This window comes from Pseudoalteromonas sp. 2CM36K, from assembly GCF_023161865.1.
Taxonomy (GTDB): Bacteria; Pseudomonadota; Gammaproteobacteria; order Enterobacterales; family Alteromonadaceae; genus Pseudoalteromonas; species Pseudoalteromonas tetraodonis.
This window is the reverse complement of the sequence record NZ_JALNTK010000031.1, coordinates 23,709-42,266: the sequence shown is the minus strand read 5'-3', so window position 1 is coordinate 42,266 and position 18,558 is coordinate 23,709. Positions and strand designations below refer to the sequence as shown.

Annotated in this window: 10 protein-coding genes and 1 pseudogene; 8 read left to right on the top strand and 3 right to left on the bottom strand. The window is 38.8% G+C overall.

The window, feature by feature from the left end:
- Positions 1 to 146 precede the first annotated feature (146 nt).
- Entirely contained in the window at positions 147 to 1,496 is a 1,350-nt protein-coding gene (locus MTN97_RS16650; RefSeq protein ID WP_171034713.1) for a class II 3-deoxy-7-phosphoheptulonate synthase, read from the bottom strand.
- A 588-nt stretch (positions 1,497 to 2,084) separates the two neighbouring features.
- Between MTN97_RS16650 and MTN97_RS16645 the strand changes: the two genes are divergently transcribed.
- Positions 2,085 to 2,960, top strand: coding sequence for a DNA replication terminus site-binding protein (locus MTN97_RS16645; RefSeq protein WP_008464472.1), 876 nt, complete (start codon positions 2,085 to 2,087; stop codon positions 2,958 to 2,960).
- A gap of 62 nt (positions 2,961 to 3,022) precedes the next feature.
- On the opposite strand, the gene MTN97_RS16640 is transcribed toward MTN97_RS16645, so the two are convergent.
- Positions 3,023 to 4,237, bottom strand: a complete 1,215-nt coding sequence (locus MTN97_RS16640) for a hypothetical protein (RefSeq protein ID WP_013463357.1) — start codon at positions 4,235 to 4,237, stop codon at positions 3,023 to 3,025.
- Positions 4,238 to 5,008: 771 nt separating this feature from the next.
- Here MTN97_RS16640 and MTN97_RS16635 point away from each other — a divergent pair.
- From MTN97_RS16635 to MTN97_RS16615, 5 genes are all read left to right on the top strand, one after another.
- Complete coding sequence (locus tag MTN97_RS16635; RefSeq protein ID WP_036983556.1) at positions 5,009 to 6,247, top strand: AAA family ATPase; 1,239 nt, start codon at positions 5,009 to 5,011, stop codon at positions 6,245 to 6,247.
- Between the two features lie 15 nt (positions 6,248 to 6,262).
- The gene (locus MTN97_RS16630; protein ID WP_036983557.1) at positions 6,263 to 7,225 is read left to right on the top strand and encodes a transcriptional regulator; all 963 of its coding nucleotides are present in this window, start codon (positions 6,263 to 6,265) and stop codon (positions 7,223 to 7,225) included.
- Positions 7,226 to 7,651: 426 nt separating this feature from the next.
- Positions 7,652 to 10,798, top strand: coding sequence for a DEAD/DEAH box helicase (locus tag MTN97_RS16625; RefSeq protein ID WP_248474923.1), 3,147 nt, complete (start codon positions 7,652 to 7,654; stop codon positions 10,796 to 10,798).
- A 586-nt stretch (positions 10,799 to 11,384) separates the two neighbouring features.
- The gene (rmuC, locus tag MTN97_RS16620; protein ID WP_248474922.1) at positions 11,385 to 12,854 is read left to right on the top strand and encodes a DNA recombination protein RmuC; all 1,470 of its coding nucleotides are present in this window, start codon (positions 11,385 to 11,387) and stop codon (positions 12,852 to 12,854) included.
- Between the two features lie 104 nt (positions 12,855 to 12,958).
- Positions 12,959 to 13,756 carry a class III extradiol ring-cleavage dioxygenase gene (locus MTN97_RS16615; protein WP_248474921.1) on the top strand — a complete coding sequence of 266 codons (798 nt, stop codon included), beginning with the start codon at positions 12,959 to 12,961 and terminating at the stop codon, positions 13,754 to 13,756.
- 255 nt (positions 13,757 to 14,011) lie between these two features.
- Here the strand turns inward: MTN97_RS16615 and MTN97_RS16610 are convergent, their stop codons facing one another.
- Complete coding sequence (locus tag MTN97_RS16610; RefSeq protein WP_248474920.1) at positions 14,012 to 14,728, bottom strand: MBL fold metallo-hydrolase; 717 nt, start codon at positions 14,726 to 14,728, stop codon at positions 14,012 to 14,014.
- 71 nt (positions 14,729 to 14,799) lie between these two features.
- Between MTN97_RS16610 and MTN97_RS18055 the strand changes: the two are divergent.
- A pseudogene (locus MTN97_RS18055) lies at positions 14,800 to 15,691 on the top strand (LysR family transcriptional regulator).
- A 134-nt stretch (positions 15,692 to 15,825) separates the two neighbouring features.
- Entirely contained in the window at positions 15,826 to 18,177 is a 2,352-nt protein-coding gene (locus tag MTN97_RS16600; protein WP_248474919.1) for a S9 family peptidase, read from the top strand.
- Positions 18,178 to 18,558 lie beyond the last annotated feature (381 nt).

The window sequence follows — 18,558 nt, the reverse complement described above, 5'->3', positions numbered from 1 at the left end:
GAGAAAAGAAAGCGAAAAGCTTATCCGCGAGCAGTGCTGGCAAAGACACAAAAATATCCGGTTAGATATAAACGAAATAACACCACTCGTTCTTAAACGAGTGGTGTTACTAAATAAAAGCGGCTTTTGGTATTTATGAGCGGGTATTATTTACGCGCATCTTTTAGTAAATCAGCTACTAAAAAGCCAAGCTCTAATACTTGATCAGCATTTAAGCGTGGGTCACATTGTGTTTTGTAGCGCTGAGCAAGGTCATCATCAGATAAACCGTATGCACCGCCGGTACACTCTGTTACATGTTGGCCGGTCATTTCTAAATGAACACCGCCTGCGTATGAGCCTTCAGCTTTGTGAACAGCGAAGAACTGACTAATTTCGCGCATAATGTTATCAAAGCTACGCGTTTTGTAACCTGAGCTGGCTTTTTCAGTATTGCCATGCATTGGATCTGAACTCCAAATAACTTTGCGACCTTCTTGCTGTACTTTACGCACCAGCGCTGGTAGCTTCTCTGGCAATACATCTGCACCCATTCGTGTAATGAGCGTTAATCTACCAGGAATGTTATCTGGGTTAAGCGCATCGATTAAACGGATAAGCTCGTCTGGATCCATACCTGGTCCAACTTTAACGCCAATTGGGTTTTTAATACCTTTAAAAAATTCAATATGGGCATGGTCTAGCTGGCGAGTACGTTCACCAATCCAAACAAAGTGTGCTGAACAATCGTACCAGTCACCTGATAAATGGTCTCTACGTGTTAATGCTTCTTCGTAGCCTAGTAATAACGCTTCGTGTGACGTGTATAAATCAGTTTCTTTTAAGCTTGGCGCTATAGTTGAATTAATACCACACACTTCCATAAATTCTAACGCGTCTTGAATTTTGTCTGCAAGTTGTTGGTATTTTGCTTTTTGTGGATTAGCAGCAACAAAGCCCATGTTCCAACGGTTAACTTGATGTAAGTCGGCAAGTCCACCTTGTGCAAAAGCGCGTAGCAAGTTTAGCGTTGCCGCACTGTGATGATATGCAGTCATTAAACGTTGAGGGTCTGGAATACGTGCTTCTTCAGTAAACTCAAAGTTATTTACTATATCACCACGGTAAGATGGTAACGAAACGCCGTCTATTGTTTCTAAGTCGGCTGAACGTGGCTTAGCGTATTGACCTGCCATACGTGCAATTTTAACAACTGGGCACTTTCCACCATAGGTTAATACTACAGCCATTTGTAAGATGGTTTTAAATGTATCGCGAATATTAGCGGCATTAAAGTCGCTAAACGATTCTGCACAATCTCCACCTTGAAGTAAAAAGGCACGGCCTTCGCATACGTCTTCAAGTTGTTTAAATAAACTTCTTGTTTCTTCAGCAAATACTAAAGGCGGTGCACTTTTCAGCTGACTTTCTACCGACTTTAATACGTTTTGATCTGGGTACTGTGGTTGCTGCAGTATTGGCAGTTCTCTCCAACTATTTGGGTTCCACGATTGCATGCTCATTCCTCATTCCTATTACCTGATGCATTGAAATTAACGTATGCAGAGGGCTTTGTTCAAGGACTAAATCGACTATTTACCAATTATTTAGTTATTAGTTAAATTTTTATAAGATTTAAGAGCCTATTTTGAGTTACTTCTAATGAGCAAGTTTATAAAGTAAAAACAAATAAACATTTAAAAACAACAACCTAAGTAAATAGAGTGTGCATTATAATGGCTTGAGTAGAAGCTTAATAGCTAAGCGATGGTGATACAGATAGCTACAGGAACACATCATACTTAATTTGTACTTATGTAATCTTAACTTTACGGGAGGTTTAAAAAAGAATGCTGCTCAATTATGCGCTTTTAAATATTTATGCTAGTGCTGCATACAAAGCCCAGTACCTTAACTCACCCCTTCTATTATTTCCTTTAAAGTATATGAAGCAAAAATACTTTAAAAAACCACAAAGAACACATCATACTTAATTTGAATTGTAGTAAATCTTAGCAATAGAATTTTATTTAAAAAAATCTGTCAAAAAAAAAGGTTGTTTGCGAAAATAGTGCTCAGTAAGATGTGTTCTAGGTAGGTAGCTAATGGTTACAAAGGTACAAATAAGAAGTCAGTTTGATTTACTCAATGAATTAACACTTAGCTTAATTGATGAGCTTAAAGAGGTTGGCTTTGCTAAAGCAGAGTATTTTCAATTACCTGAGATTAGTAGTACTGAAGAAAATATAATCCCTGAGTCTATAAGCGTTTCAAAAATAACAGGGGAATTGGCACATAAGGCAATTTTAAATGCTTTTTCCGATATGTATAAAAAGCCAGGGCTAAGCAGTCGAGTATTAAAGCGTCACCCTGGTTTGCTAGTAATAAAAGAGGCGAATAAACAAGCCATTATTGATCGCATAGCACAGGTAAATAGTGCAAAAGCAGCTTTTAAAAATTGTATTTTAGCAATAGATAATAACGACGCGCGATTTGAAGCTGTGCATAATGCAATGCCAAATTTAATAACGCTTGCGGCGTATCGTAAAATTCATAGTGAAATTGAATCCCCTTTTTCTGTTCGCTTTACTTGGATGCATAAACACGCAACCAAAACACTTACAAAAAAAATGGCGCTTGAAATGTTAGAAAAATCGGCAGGCTATAAAAACCCGCGAATGATTGATCAGCAAAAATGGCAGTCACTGGTTGCACAAGAACAGGTTCGAGTAGCCAGTTTGGGTGAAAAAGAAAAATTGCGAATTAGGCGCCCTACTCGAGTTAGTCCTCAAGTTAATGTGAGGTACACTGCACAAAATCGCTATCATGTTAGTGCTGCTTTACCTTTTATACTAATTAACCCACAACCCGACGTAAAATTTGGCGAACTACCGAGTTACCAAAAGCCCTTATCACATCCACGAAAACGAGAGTATGACTTTCTGGTAGACCGTTTATATTTAGAACAAGTAACAAAATAATTATGTTAAAAAGGCCACATAATGTGGCCTTTAATACAACGGACTGGTAAAAATTAATATAATTATTTTTCTACAATTTCTTCCAGCTTATCTTCATCAATTAATACTGCATTTTCAACAATGCGTTTACCACCTTGTATTTCTATACGCTTGTTGTGTTTATTTAATGCCAGTATCTCATCACAAAATTGATCAGATGGATGCATTTCATAGGTGTAATCTACAATATTACCTGTTTTATCATCTTTTACATTAGTTATGCTGTACTCAGATATTGCCCCTTTTTCAATTAAATCTTTCATCGTGGTGGTCATGTCACGACGCAGTGCTTTTAATTTATTTTCGGTAATATCATCCGTTGAATAAATAGAGCCATATTTTTCCATAATAGATAACAGTCTAAAATGATACGTTTTTCCTGGGGCAGCATAACGCCATAAGTGATATAAACGTAACATCATCCAACGCGATAACCCGCGCTTTAATTCTTGAGCACTATTAAAATAATAGCCTTTATATTCAAGGTTATCGATCATGTTATGAACAAACGCATTTAAACACGCCACACATTTAACATTTCCGCCTTGGCCTTTTTTACCGCTAAAGTGTAAAGACGATAAAAAGTTCATGTTTGACTCGTAAAACGAATCATCAATATCAGAATTTTTAGTGTCGGTGGCAGAATATTTAAATGAAAGTTTTGAACCTTGCAATGCTTCAAGCGATTCTTTAATTTGCGGATATGGCATAGACTGACCAACCGCTTTGAGTTCTTGTGCTAATTCGTTCATAGAAAACACAACAGCATATTGAATACCGGATTTAAAATTAATTTTTACTATTTTACCTTTTGAAGCAAGGCGAATTAGTGCACGCTCAACTTTTTCTTCTCTGTCTGATGGCCAAACTAGGTATTCTACGTCTTCACCATCTTTACGAGTACTTACCACAGCCGGTGTTATTTTAATTTCACCATCGTATAAAATACCGTCTACTTTCTCAGATATCTTACGTGTAATAATGGTTTTTTTAGGGGCTTCTTCAAGTGGCAGCTTTTTATGTCCTGAGCGAACAAAGCGTCCCCACAGATCATAATGATTAAATGTGTTAGAGTAAGCGCGTAACCCATGGGCTGCATTTTCTATCGAAATTCGCACATCTTTGTTATCTGTAAATAGTGCTAAACTTTCGTTATCAATTGCACTTTCCACCCCGTGAATTTGGCCTCTAAGTGTATCAGGCAAGTTATCTACCGAGATGTTGACCTTTCGGCTCATGGTTTTTATTTCCGTTTTTATTGTGGCAACTAATAACAACACATAAAGCCACAAAAGTTAAATGTTTAAGTTAGTATAAAAGTGATCTGATTTCAAATAAAATGCTCAGATCAGTATTTTACTAAGAAAAAGTTAATACAAAAGATTTCAGATCACATTTTTACTAACAATGCTTTTATAAAACGATTTTTTACTAACTGAATAATAAATTTGTCCATTGCAAAGTGATTTTTTTGAAATTTAGCACGACAAATTACTGCAAAAATGAGAGGCCTGTGGATAAGCTTAGTTCGAGTTAGCATAGATCTGATCTGTACTTACTATAGATCAGATCTATACTAATTAAAGCACGTATTATCTCTGATGGTGGGTGCATAACTTTATAATTTACTTAGTAAAAACATGATCTATACCATCTACTTTGTGAGTAACTCAGTGCTTAACCTGTGCGTAACTCAGCTACTAAATATTTGCTTAGTATAAAGGTGATCTGCCAGTAAATAAGGATCTGATCTTAACCACGTATAATACTGATCCACTTTCTTAAACATTATTCATATAAATCATATAGTTAAATGCGTATTTTAAGCCCTTAGCCTTTAATACCTTATATACTTAACCATACTTAAACTTCTTTATTTATACTAAGCAATATTAAAGGCGTAAAATTATTTTATATGTCATGTATTTAAAATGTATGTCGCCTTAAATAGTTGTTTACAGCTAATTGAATGGACATTATACTAAACACCTAACTTTGAGGAATAAAGTATGTCTATCAATAATAATGCGCTAGATACCTACCGACTTTTGAAAGCAACCGCAGAAGTTGCTGAAAAATCACTAGAAGGACGTATCCAACATTACCGCGCCCATCTTAAATCTGAAGAAAAAGAATTAAGAACTTACACCCAAAAAGCAGCAGCTGATTTACTTGGCTGTAATAATCGTACCTTAAAAAGACGTCATGACAATGGTGACTTTGACGATTTAAATATAAAACGCGGTGCAAACGGTCATTACGCATATACGTTGGTTAATATTTTTGCTATGGCCGATACAATGGATATAAAGCCTGATCACCGTGCACCGACAGACAAACTCCAAGTTATTGTTATTAATTCTTTAAAAGGTGGTTGTGGTAAAACAACTAGCATGGTTAATATTGCTGCTGCACTTGCCACTACCAACATAAAACGTTATCGCATCGGTATTATTGATTTAGATCCTCAGGGGTCATCATCAAGCTTTTTCCCATCCTCTGAGCCCGATCCAATTACTGTCGGTGATTTGATGCGTGATTGCATTGATCTTGAAGAAGGTGAAACCTGGCCTGAATTTGTGTCAAATTCTTTTTTACCAACTCATATTCCTAATATTCGTGTTTTGCCCTCTGGTATGGACGATTTTTATTTTGAACACGAAACCGCAACTTTGCTTAAAGATACCTCAAACTATGAGCAAACGCGCCATTACCATAAGTTACTAGAGCGCGTTATTGAACCAGTAAAAGATGAGTTTGACATTCTTTTAATTGATACAGCGCCAACGCTTAACTTTATGTTTTACAATGCATTAATGGCTTCAACGGCGATGCTAATTCCGGTTCACCCTGAAGCGGTAGACTTTGATGCAAATAATAAATATTTAAAACGCTTAGGTGAGATTTATCATACCGTTGCCGCTCTTGGCCACGATGGTTGGGACTTTATGCAATTTTTGGTTACTAATTATGTAAAAGGTAACCACTCACAACGTGACATAGTTAAAGATGTTCGTAGTGCTTTTGGTCGCCAAGTCATGAGCTACCCTATTAATCACAGTTCAGCAATTACTGCGAGTTCATCCTCGTTTAATACCATTTTTGATCAAAAAGCGTCTGATAGTTTAGCGAGTAGAGAGTCATTAATGCGCGCACAAGAAAATATCAAAGATGTAGTTGATGAACTCGAAATGCTAATTCGTTCTAATTGGCAATCCACTCAATCTAAATTAAATACGCCTAAGTAAGGATGTTGACTAAAAATGGCTAAAAAACGTAAAAATGACACCCGCTTAGATCCCTTTGCAACCGCTGTTGGCAGTAGCAGCTTAGATGCCCTTTTAGAGCAAGCCAATGCAGGCGACGTTATCCGTATGCCTGCACCCAGTGATCCTAATCGGGAAATAACGCTTGTTTGTAAAGTGATTGCTCACAACGAAATTGAAAAATCGACCCAAGTTTATGGTAAAAATCGTCGCGTACAAGCGCTTTTAAACGAAAAGTCAGTCGCAGATATTCTTCCTGCTATTAAAGAAGATGGCCGTAATCAGCACCCAGCCCTATTATGGGAGCAAGGTGATACAAGCCTTGTATTAGCTGGCTCTAGACGTCGTAAAGCCTGTATTTTAGGTGGCGCAGACTACCTCGTATTGAGTTCTAGTGACTTTAGCGAGCAAGATGCCAAAGTACTTGCGGTTTCATCAGATCAATACATTGCCCCTAGTCTTTGGGAGTTGGGTCAAGCGTATCAACAAACTAGAAACGATCTTATTCAACAAGGCAAAAAAGGCTCGTACCGTGAAATTGCTGTTATTGAAGGGGTATCGCATACAGCGATTGCTGATGCGATAAAAGCGTATGAGCAAATATCTGCAGATGTTATAGCCCTTTACCCAACAGCTAATCATGTTGGTAGAGAAGTTGCTAAAAAGTTGATTAACGCAAAGGAGCGCGATGAGGAAGCATTTAACGAGTTAGTTGTTGCACTTGCCAGCAATGATGAAATTAACGCCTTAGAAGCCGACGACAAGCGCGCTATGCTAATTACTAAATACCTAACTGCAGAGCCTAAAACAGCATCAAAACGTGAAGCGGTTTTAGAAAATGACTTTATTAGTGTGCAACGCAACCTTAAAAGTGGTGACGTTTCAATTAAAATAAATAATAAAGTGATGACAGACAAGCGCTTAGAGCAACTTACTAAGTTATTAAGTGCCTTTAATTAGTTAGTAATATCGTGATCTGTAAAAGGGGTTGGGTTAGTTAAATCATGATCCAATCCCCTTTGTTAGTTGGTAAAAATCTGATCTTTAGTGGCATATAAAGGCTAAAAACATGGCTTAAACCATCAAAGATCATATTTTTACTAACTAAACACTTCCTTATTAATGCCATTTTTTGCTTGTTAGTAAAAACCTGATCTAAGCCTAACTAAATCTCCTGCCAAAGTTAATTAATTGTTTTTCTTTTGTAATTTAAATGTGCTTTTTTAGTAATGAAAATTAAACAATGATCGCCAATTCGCTATAAACCAATTTTTTACTAACCAATCAGATCCAACCAGTTTATTTTAAAAATAATATTGCTTTAGCTCAGCGCTGATAAGGCATATACTGGGAAAATTATTTTTAAATTTTAATACTTTGAGTGACATGTCTGCTAACTTATCAAAAAATGATTTAATGGCTATTTTTGAAGAAATTAAAAATGAGCAGGCTACCCAGTTTCCTCTTTCTGAGCGATTCATAAAAAAATTATTTAAACCCGCGGTGTTGGCCAAAGGAAAATCGTACTATAAAAACGGCCAAATCAGTTGGTTAGAACATAATGCAGATTTTTCTGTGGTTGACTCCACGGTGCAAGGTGATAAAGGATTCGCGTTTAACCAACGTATTGAGATCAGTAAATTACCAACTGGTTATTCGGTCGATACTCATTGTACCTGTAATGTTAAAACTAAATGCCGCCATTTGGCCGCTATTTTGTTAAAGCTTAAAATTGAGCATTCTGGTGAGTACGGTGAAGATTATTTTATTAATGATTGGTTTAGTGAACTAAGCGCACTTAAAAACACCGACCAAGCTCAACCCTCGCAAGTATTACTGTTTGTATTAGACATAGAAAACAACAAAGTATTTTTAACCCCTAAAATTGCCAACTACGATAAAAATAATAATTATGCACTTGGGCGAAATTTAACTGAGCAACAGCTTAATAGTTTTGTAACCCCTAGCGATTTGCTCGAAAGTGATTTTAGATTATATAGCTGGATCCGATCGCAAAATGCGGTCGGTAATATTGAGCTTAAAGGGCAATGGGGATTTAATGCGCTGCAGCAATTACTAGCCACAGACCGATTATTTTTACAACGCTCTCGAGTACCTATTAAAGCGCAACCTGGTTTACCTCTTAACTTTGTTTGGGAAAAACAAAAAGAGGTAACCCAGTTAAAAATTCACTTGGATCAAATTCCTAATTGGGCGTTAATTAAAACAACGCCGCCTATCTACTTAGATTTAGATAAATATAAATTAGGCCGTATTCGTACGCCCCTCAGTGCTGATGAAATTGCGCACTTACAAACTATACCGGCGCTGCATGATACAAACTTTGACCGAATTTATAAGCAGCTTGCTGATAACTTTGGAGTAGGTGTTATTCCCCACCCGACTAATACACCAAGCACGCCTGTTAAGTCGTTGAGTAATGCCATACTTAAAGTCAGCATGTCGGGCTCAGTAATGGCTATTTCGTTATCGTTTAAGTATAAAAATAAAAACTATTTAGCGGGCACCGCGCCTGCAAAGTTAATTAATAGCGCCTTTGAAAACACCGTTACCAATGAGCTGGTCAACTTAGGCTTCGATTTTTGTAAAGGGGGTTTACACAGCGAGTTTATTTTTAGTCAGGAATCGGCTATTCACTTACATTGGCTAGTTCACGAGGTACTGCCCAGCTTTAAACAACGCGGTTGGCAAGTATCAATGAGCAAAGTTAATATTGCTGATACTAAAAGCCAAATTTCATTGCATGTAAACAGAGCTGCAAATCATCAAATGCATAGTAAAGTAATGCTAAACGATACCAAAGTAGCCACCCTATTAAATGTAAATAATAAACTTTATGAATCGTTAAACCGTCAAAGTGAATTATTTTATTACTACCCTGTTGGCCGTCAATTTGGGGTTATTGATAAAGCAGCGTTTAATTTATTAATTGAATTTAAAATGCGATTTGAATTTATTAAAACCCGTGACGAATTTAACATTCCGCTTTCATACTTACCTGAATTAGTTCAGCACACAGCTATTGATGTAGAGCTACATGACCCGTCATTAGAGCGTTACCTTGAAGAACTAAATAACGATGCACTGCTATCACCGAAAACTGCCATTCATGGCTTACACGATTCTGTAGTATTAAGAGAGTATCAGCAAGAAGGCGTGGCTTGGCTTAACTTTTTAAAGCGTAATCAGTTAGGTGGGATTTTAGCGGATGATATGGGCTTGGGTAAAACGTTACAAGTGATTGCCTACTTAGCAAGCTCATACAATACACCGCAAGCAGGGCCTACGCTTATTGTGTGCCCTACAAGTTTAGTGAGTAATTGGCAAAACGAAATTACCAAGTTCGCAAAAAGCTTAAAAGTGACCACTATTTTTGGTGCACACCGAAATGATTCGTTGCAGCATTTGGCACAAGCGCAGTGTATTTTAACCACGTATCCGCTATTAAAACGTGACATTGCTTATTACTCACCGCTGTATTTTGAAAACATTATTCTTGATGAAGCCCAGTATATTAAAAACGATACCGCACAAGTTTCGCGGCTGGTAAAACGTTTAAATGCCGACTTTAAGCTTTGTTTAAGTGGCACCCCAATTGAAAACAATTTATTTGAATTAAAGTCATTGCTCGACTTTGCAATGCCCTCGCTTTTAGGTTCACAGGCGCACTTTAAGCAGCATTTTCAAGGCCCTATTGAACGCGAAAGCAATATTGAACGTGCAGAGCAACTAAAAGCGTTAATTATGCCGTTTATTTTGCGCCGTACTAAAGCCCAAGTGGCTCAAGAGCTGCCGCAAAAAACCGAACTTATAAAAGAGTTTGAGTTTGAACCTAAACAAAAAGACATGTACCAAGGTATAACCCGTGCGCTTGAAGAGAAACTCATTGATTTATTTGCCGAGCAAGGCGTACAAAAAAGTAAACTCGCTTTTTTAGAAGCTTTATTAAAGTTACGCCAAATTTGTTGTCATCCTAAACTCATTGAACCTGAAACTGAGGCAGCCAGTGCTAAATTAGAATGGTTATCGAGCCACTTACCTTTAATGCTTAGCCTTGGCCGTAAAGTGATTATATTTAGCCAGTTTACCTCTGCCCTTGATTTAATTGCCGAGCGTTTAATTGAGCTAAATATTAATTTTAGTATGCTAACTGGGCAAACGCGTCATCGCGACAAAGTAATAGACGAATTTACCAGTGGTAACACTTCCGTGTTTTTAATTAGCTTAAAAGCCGGTGGTACAGGGCTTAATTTAACCCAAGCCGACACCGTTATTCATTTTGATCCATGGTGGAACCCAGCCGTTGAAAAACAAGCCACCGATCGTGCTTATCGAATTGGACAAACAAACCCAGTGTTTGTTTATAAACTAATTATGGCTAACTCTATTGAACAAAAAGTATTTCAAATGCAGCAAGATAAGCAAGCGCTTGTAGATGCATTATTTACTGAAAAATCAATGAGTTTTACCCAGTTTGACGAACAACAAATGCTGTCTTTAATTAAAAGCTAAAATAATTTTAAAAAATCATGACGAGTTTTTGAACTTATTTAAATTGTAGGCGTCTATTAATATGCTTGGTTAAATTGCAGTTTCTCCAAGCTTTCATGTTGATATCCCATATAGTAGTTACTAGACATAGTAATGATTAAGCCAGCCAGCAATGCGCTGGCTTTTTTTTGCTTTTAAAAAATATTTTTTTATTAAATTTATTTTGAACTAATCACAAATGGCTGTGTCTATTATTATGCTTGTAGTTGATGTGTTGTTATACAAGTTTCATGTTGATTTCCCTGTTTGATTACTAATTTAGTAATATTGAGCCAGCTTTATTAGCTGGCTTTTTTTATGCCTCAAATTCAACTTTTTTAAAATTATTTTGAACTAATTTAAATGCAGCGCGTCTACTATAATGCTTGTAGTTGATATGTTGTTTTACAAGTTTCATGTTGATTTCCCTGTTTGATTACTAATTTAGTAATATTGAGCCAGCTTTACTAGCTGGCTTTTTTTATGCGCTTAATTTAGTGTTTTACCCTACTGCTAAAGAGCGTAATTCGTTATGATGGCATGTCACTAAATTTTAAAAGTTTATTCTATGTTTACTTCGTTTTTATCCCATTTAGATTGGTTAAGTGCTGCTACTGGCGCTTTAGCCGGTATGGCTATTTTCAGCGTTGTATCAGTCCAGTTAAGCAAAAAAATAAAGCGCCAAGTGAGTGAGCAGCAGCAACAATTATTGTTATTACAAAGCCAGTATGAGCATACGCAAAATCAATATGCCTCTTTAGTGGAAGAGCACGACTTGTTAGGGCTTACTCATCAAGAGCAACGTGATCAGGCGCAACATTTTAAAACGCGATTAACTGAGCAAGAAAAACAAAGCCAACTTTATAATCAATATTGGCGTAAAGCCGAAGCCGAGCTAACCGCCCTGCGCGAGCAATACAATCTGCGCGATGTCGAGCTTAATAATATACGCACTACCCTTGAGCAAAAGCAGCAACATTTCAGCGAGCAACTGGCTCACATAGAGCAAAGTAAAGAAACGCTTAAAAAAGAATTCGAAAATTTAGCCAATCAAATCTTAGAAGAAAAATCGCAAAAATTTAAAACCCTCAATCAAGAAAGCATAGAGCAGTTACTCAAGCCGGTTCAAGGTGAGCTAAAAGGCTTTAGAGATAAAATGGAATCTATTCACGTTGAAGACTTAAAACAACGTGCAGCACTTAAAACCGAGCTATTACATTTACAAGCCAAAAGCCAAGCCATTACCGAGCAGGCTGACAAGCTAAGCAATGCCTTACAAGGGCAAAAGAAAACCCAAGGTAATTGGGGCGAACTCATGCTTGAAAACGTGCTTGATAGCGCAGGACTTCGAGCTGGCACAGACTATAAACGCGAAGTGTCGTTTAATACCGAAGATGGTCGTCTTCGTCCTGATGTGGTGGTGTATTTACCCCAAGGTCGGCACTTAGTGATTGATGCAAAAACATCGTTAAATGCCTATACCCGCTACGTAAATGCCGAAACAGAGCTGGAATCTCAACAAGCGATTAAAGAGCATGTAAATGCCGTAACTGCCCGTATAAATGAGTTGGCCAGTAAATCGTATGACCGTTTACCAGGGATAAACTCGCCTGAGGTTGTTATTATGTTTGTACCCATAGAATCCGCCTTTGTAGAAGCACTTAAATACCAAAGCGACATTTACCAGCAAGCAATAGAAAAGAACATTTTGGTTGCTACCCCTACTACCCTGCTAACCAGTTTAAATATTGTTAAACAGTTATGGCGCTTTGAAGAGCAAACTAAATATTCAAAAGAGCTGGCTAATCGTGCTGAGCGTTTTTACAGTAAACTCAACGGCTTTTTAACCAGTATGGAAGGGGTGGGTAAACAGCTCGATAAAGCCAAAGAAACCTACGATAAAGCATTTTCTCAGTTATACCGTGGTAAAGGTAACTTAATTAAACAAGCCTCAGAATTTAAAGAGCTGGGTGTATCGGTGCAAAAAGAGTTACCTCAAGAAAGCGTTGAACGCGCTCACTTAGAGCTTGATGAATAAACACCACATATAATATTTTCGCACGGAGGTTGTGCGTTTATGTGGCTAGTTATTTACTAACTGCGCAGGCACTATAATAATATCTGTCCTTTAGGATTAACCACATGCAACGCCCAACCGTTTTTTTCATTTCTCATGGTGGCGGCCCAATGCCATTACTAAGTGATGCCAACCATGCAGAAATGCGAGCCTGCTTAGAACAAGTTGCCGCTACAATCCCAAAGCCTTCTGCTATTTTAATGATCAGCGCGCATTGGGAAGCTCAACCAATTAGTATAACGGCGCACTCTTCACCACCGCTTATTTACGATTACTACGGTTTTCCTAAGCAGGCGTACCAATTAACTTACCCTTGTGCTGGCCAGCCGCAACTTGCTAATTTAGTACAGCAAGCGCTCGCAACACATAATATTGACTCAAAACTCGATCCACAGCGTGGTTTTGATCACGGTATGTTTGTACCGTTAAAAATTATGTATCCAGAGGCCGATATTCCCTGTGTGCAAATATCCTTGCACCCAGGCCTTGATCCGCTGTTGCATGTTGAAATTGGTAAAGCGTTGCAAAGTATTGATTACGATAATTTATTAATTATAGGCTCAGGCTTTACCTTCCATAATATGCGCGCTTTTGGTGTTACCCAATCAAACGATGTTAACCAGCAAAATCAGGCATTTGAAAATTGGTTGGTAAGCACAATCGCAGATCAAACATTAACCGAGCAACAGCGTGAACAGCAATTATTAGCATGGCAGCAAGCTCCAGCTGCACGCTTTAATCACCCCAGAGAGGAGCACTTGTTACCGCTTCATGTATGCTATGGCGCTGCTATGTGTGCAAGCACTGAGGTATTTGAATTAAATATTGCCAATAAGCGAGCCAGTATGTATTTGTGGCAATAATAAAAAACACGCCAGACTTTGCTAGGCGTGTTTTTTGGTTCTAGTGTATTTATTACAGTGGTTAAGCGTAAGCAATTACCATTTCATTTCGCCTTTATGAACTTTAGCGCCAATGCTAAGAGCCATAGGCAATACAGTCTCTGGGTATGAGTTGATCATTTTATCTATCAGCAGCTTGCTGCTATCACTACTTTGCTTAGCGTGTGCAAAATCCTTTAAATACTGGATTGAAAAATCAATATTTGCAGCATCTAATTAGGTGTCTGCTTTCATATGCCAAGAGATCACCACGTCAGGGTTGAATGCTTTCATTTCATTAAGTTGCTTTGCCCATGCATTTTGCTCTGCCTGAGTTTGTGCATCGGCCATCCATAAATGAACATTAGCGTATACAGCCACATTCCCTAAAATAGCTTTATTATCAGGTACCCATAAATAAGGACGATGATTATGCTCACCCTCTGTGCCACGAATTTCAATGCTGTGACCTTCTATTTTTAAGCTATTACCATTAAATACCTTAGGTACGACGGGGTTTTTTGGTACGTTTTCACCCATTTTTGGTGTCCAACAAGCAAGTTTACTTTGAAGCTTTGCTGCTATTTTTTGAAGCACTGCCGGTGTGGTTATAACCTCTGCCTCAGGAAAAAACTGTTGTAACACCTCAGCGCCAAAATAGTAATCAGGGTCGGCCTGGCTAATAAAAATAGTTTTTAGTTGTTTGCCAGAATCAATTACTTTGGCGGCAATGCGCAGTGCATCGGCTTTGGTAAATCCGGTATCAATTAAAATTGCATCGGTACGGCCATAAACCAGCGTGGCATTAACATGAAAGCTATTGCTGTCAGCGTTATAAACATCAAGGGTTAATGGGGTTTCGTCTGCAATAGCGATATTGCTGGTTAATAGTGTGCTTAATAAAAGCGTGCGTAGGTTCATGGTATTCTCATCATTGGTTGCTAATGCGAGCATAATAAAGGTTTGATATGTTCAGAAAAACAACCAATAATTAGCATCATTGTTTCATGAGTCGTGTAAATACTATGGATAAACTCACCGCAGCGCAGGTTTTTGTTGATGTTGCCTACTCAGGCAGTTTTACTGCCACTGCCGAACGGCTTGAAATGTCACGCCCTATGGTTACTCGTCGTATTGAGTCGGCAGAGGCATGGCTCAATACTCGTTTGCTACACCGAACTACCCGAAAAATTACACTTACCACCGCTGGCGAGGCCTGTTTACCCGAAATAGAGCAATGGTTAGCACAGGCTAACCGTTTAGTTGAACAAACTAAAAGCCAGCAACAGTTGTCAGGTAAAATACGAGTAGTGACCAGTATGTCGTTAGGTTTTGCACAATTAGCCCCTATATTTACACGCTTTATGAAACGTCACCCTAACGTGCAAATAGACATAGATCTTGAAGACTCAACCACAGATCTAATAGAGCAACGTGTTGATTTGGCTATACGTATTGCAGCCAATCCTGATCCTTCGTTAATAGGTAAACCTATTGCCGAGTGTGAATCTATATCAGTGGGTGGCCTCAGCTGATTACCTTACAGATTATCCGCCAATAACGACACCACAACAGTTAAGCACTCATCAGTGTTTAGGCTATAAAAACTTTGACCGATATATTTGGTATTTACACAACGGGGATGAATTTCAATCGGTTGATGTTAAATGTAATTTAAGTGCAAACGAGGCCACCACATTACTTCATGCAGCCATAGCCGGTGGTGGTATTTCAGTGCAGCCTACGTATTTAGCAAATCAATATTTACTGGATGGTCGCTTGCAGCGTGTATTAGCGCCATGGACATTAAACCCAATGAAAATTTATGTGCTTTACCCTTCTCGTCAGCATATATCGACAACAGTAAGAGCGCTAATCGACACGCTCAGTGAAGAATTTAAAAATCCAGCATGGTAATTAATTATAAAAGTTTGGGTTTAAACCATGGCTTTGTGCGTTAAACATGCTGATATTGTGTACGTTATTTTGTTACAGTAAATGTAATAAGCGCCTTAATCTATAAAGGTCAAAAGACCGAAGGAACAATAACAATGAATCTGATCAAAACATCGGGCTTGGCACTGGCCATTGTTGCGGGCTTAGGCTTGCAAGCATGTTCAAGTACTAGCATATCAACCAACAACAATGCAGCGATGAGTACCGTGAATAATCCATTAAGCCTAGCGCAAATTTATAAAGACAAAGAATTTAAAACCCAGCGTAGCACTTATTTTAAGTGGCTAGACGATGGTACCGGCTACACTGTGCTTGAAGAGCGCGAAAGTGAAAAAGAAGAAAGTGAAAAAGAAAAAGCAGACGATAACAACGTCGATGACGAAAAAGAGCACGGCGTAAAAGGCAACGACATTGTATTTTACAATGCTGACGGCACAGGCCGTAAAGTACTGGTTGAGTTTGAAAAGCTGTTGCCAGAGGGCGCAGACGAGCCATTTGCAATCGAAAGCTATCAGTGGTCAAAAGACGGTAAATGGCTTATGGTATTTACCAACAGTGAGCAAGTTTGGCGTTCGCGCAGCCGAGGCGACTTTTGGTTACTTAACCTTGAGACTAACCAATTACAGCAACTTGGTGGTAAAGACGTTGAGCCAACTAAGTTAATGTTTGCTAAGTTCTCGCCAGATAGCTCAAAAGTGGCTTACGTACGCGATAACAACATTTACATGCAATCGGTCGGCAGTAACGATGTAACCGCGCTCACAACCGATGGCAGTGCCACCATTGTTAACGGTAATTTTGATTGGGTATACGAAGAAGAATTTACTATTGCCGATGGTTTTCGTTGGAGCCCCGACAACAAATCAATCGCCTATTGGCAGCTTGATACCAGTGACGTTAAATTTTTCACTATGATTAACAACACCGACGAACTGTACCCTACCCTTAAAGAATTCCCTTATCCTAAGGCCGGTGAAACCAACTCTGCCGTGCGTGTTGGTGTGGTAAGCCTTGCTGATAAACAAACCCGTTGGGCTGAGCTTGAAGGCGATAACCGCGACCGTTATATTCCGCGTATTAGCTGGGCAGGCACCGGTAATGAATTAATGATTCAAGACTTAAACCGCCCGCAAAGCCATAACAAAGTGTGGTTGTTTGATTGGCAAAAGCAGCAACTGACCAAGATTTTAGAAGACAAAGACGATGCGTTTATCGAATGGTTTTATAAAGCAAACTGGTCAAAAGACGGCGAGTTTTTTATTTGGCATAGCGAACGCGACGGTTGGCGTCATCTTTATCGTGTATCGCGCGATGGCAAGACTATTATCGACCTAACCCCTGGCGATTACGACATTATTGATATGCTTACCATCAATGAAGATAAAAACGTGATGTATTTTATTGCCTCGCCAAACGATCCTGGTCAGCGTTATTTATACAGCACACCGCTTGATGGCAGCAGCAAACCGGTGCGAGTAACACCTGCTGAGTTTGAAGGTTCAAACAGCTACTACATGTCAAAAGATGCCTCATGGGCAATGCACACTTACTCTAAATTTGGTACGCCACCGACTAAAGAGATCATTAAAGTGGCAGATCATAGTAATGTAAAAACCTTAGTTGAAAATACAAAGCTTAAACAAAAGCTGGCTGAGCAAAGCTTACCAAAGCATGAGTTTTTCAAAGTAAACGCGCAAGATGGCACCGAGCTTGACGGCTACATTATGTTCCCAGAGAACATGGATAAAAGTAAAAAATACCCAATTGTGTTTTACGTATACGGCGAACCATGGGGCTCTACCGTGCAAGATCGCTGGGAAGGCAACAGTTACCTGTATAAATCACTGTTAACGCAAAAAGGCTTTATTGTGGCATCGGTTGATAACCGTGGTACACGTGCACCAAAAGGCCGCGATTGGCGCAAATCGATTTATAAAAAAATTGGCTCAATTACCGTGCAAGACCAAGTAGACGCCCTAGATGCTATGGCTAAACGTTGGGATGTAATAGACACAGACCGTGTTGGTGTGTGGGGGCATTCAGGGGGCGGTAGTTCAACCCTTAACTTATTGTTCCGCCACGGTGATAAATTTAAAGTAGGCATTGCCTCAGCACCCGTGCCAGACATTCGTTTGTACGACACTATTTACCAAGAGCGTTATGCGGGTAACCCAAATACCGATCCTGAGAGTTACGATAACACCTCGCCGATTACCTTTGCTAAAAACCTAACCGGTAAGCTATTGCTTATTCACGGCACAGGCGATGATAACGTGCATTACCAAGGCTCAGAGCGTTTAATTGACGAGCTTGTAAAGCATAACAAGCAGTTTGAGTTTTTCTCATACCCAAACCGCTCACACAGCTTGCGCGAAGGCAAAGGCACCACTTTGCATTACCATACTATGATGGCTGATTTTTTTGAAAAGCACTTACTAAACAAGTAATCGCTTTAAAAAAATAAAATACTAAAGCCGCACACTAATTATTAGTGTGCGGCTTTTTTAATCAAAATGTAACGGGGGTTTACAGCTGGGTTTAAAGGTTAAAGCTTTGGCAAGGGTTGGGGGCGAGTAAGTCATACGAAACCCAGTTAATGATAGTTATCTGGATAAATAAAAATAGTTAGATGTACCTCATTATCTGACCGTTACGTCTTTTATGAAGTAATAGATTGCATAATTATAGGGATCTTTTATAATGGAATGACTGGCGACTCGGAGTATCTCCAGTCAATGTGCTGGTCCCTAAATGCCTATAGGTATGTTTCTTCTGTTGCCTTTGTCAACGATTCGGTTCGACAAAGGCAACTAGTTGAAATTAGTCTC

Bases quoted from the DNA above. Each gene is read 5' to 3' on its own strand.
- MTN97_RS16650 (WP_171034713.1), bottom strand. From the start codon at position 1,496: ATGCAATCGTGGAACCCAAATAGTTGGAGAGAACTGCCAATACTGCAG.
- MTN97_RS16645 (WP_008464472.1), top strand. From the start codon at position 2,085: ATGGTTACAAAGGTACAAATAAGAAGTCAGTTTGATTTACTCAATGAA.
- MTN97_RS16640 (WP_013463357.1), bottom strand. From the start codon at position 4,237: ATGAGCCGAAAGGTCAACATCTCGGTAGATAACTTGCCTGATACACTT.
- MTN97_RS16635 (WP_036983556.1), top strand. From the start codon at position 5,009: ATGTCTATCAATAATAATGCGCTAGATACCTACCGACTTTTGAAAGCA.
- MTN97_RS16630 (WP_036983557.1), top strand. From the start codon at position 6,263: ATGGCTAAAAAACGTAAAAATGACACCCGCTTAGATCCCTTTGCAACC.
- MTN97_RS16625 (WP_248474923.1), top strand. From the start codon at position 7,652: ATGTCTGCTAACTTATCAAAAAATGATTTAATGGCTATTTTTGAAGAA.
- rmuC (WP_248474922.1), top strand. From the start codon at position 11,385: ATGTTTACTTCGTTTTTATCCCATTTAGATTGGTTAAGTGCTGCTACT.
- MTN97_RS16615 (WP_248474921.1), top strand. From the start codon at position 12,959: ATGCAACGCCCAACCGTTTTTTTCATTTCTCATGGTGGCGGCCCAATG.
- MTN97_RS16610 (WP_248474920.1), bottom strand. From the start codon at position 14,728: ATGCTCGCATTAGCAACCAATGATGAGAATACCATGAACCTACGCACG.
- MTN97_RS16600 (WP_248474919.1), top strand. From the start codon at position 15,826: ATGAATCTGATCAAAACATCGGGCTTGGCACTGGCCATTGTTGCGGGC.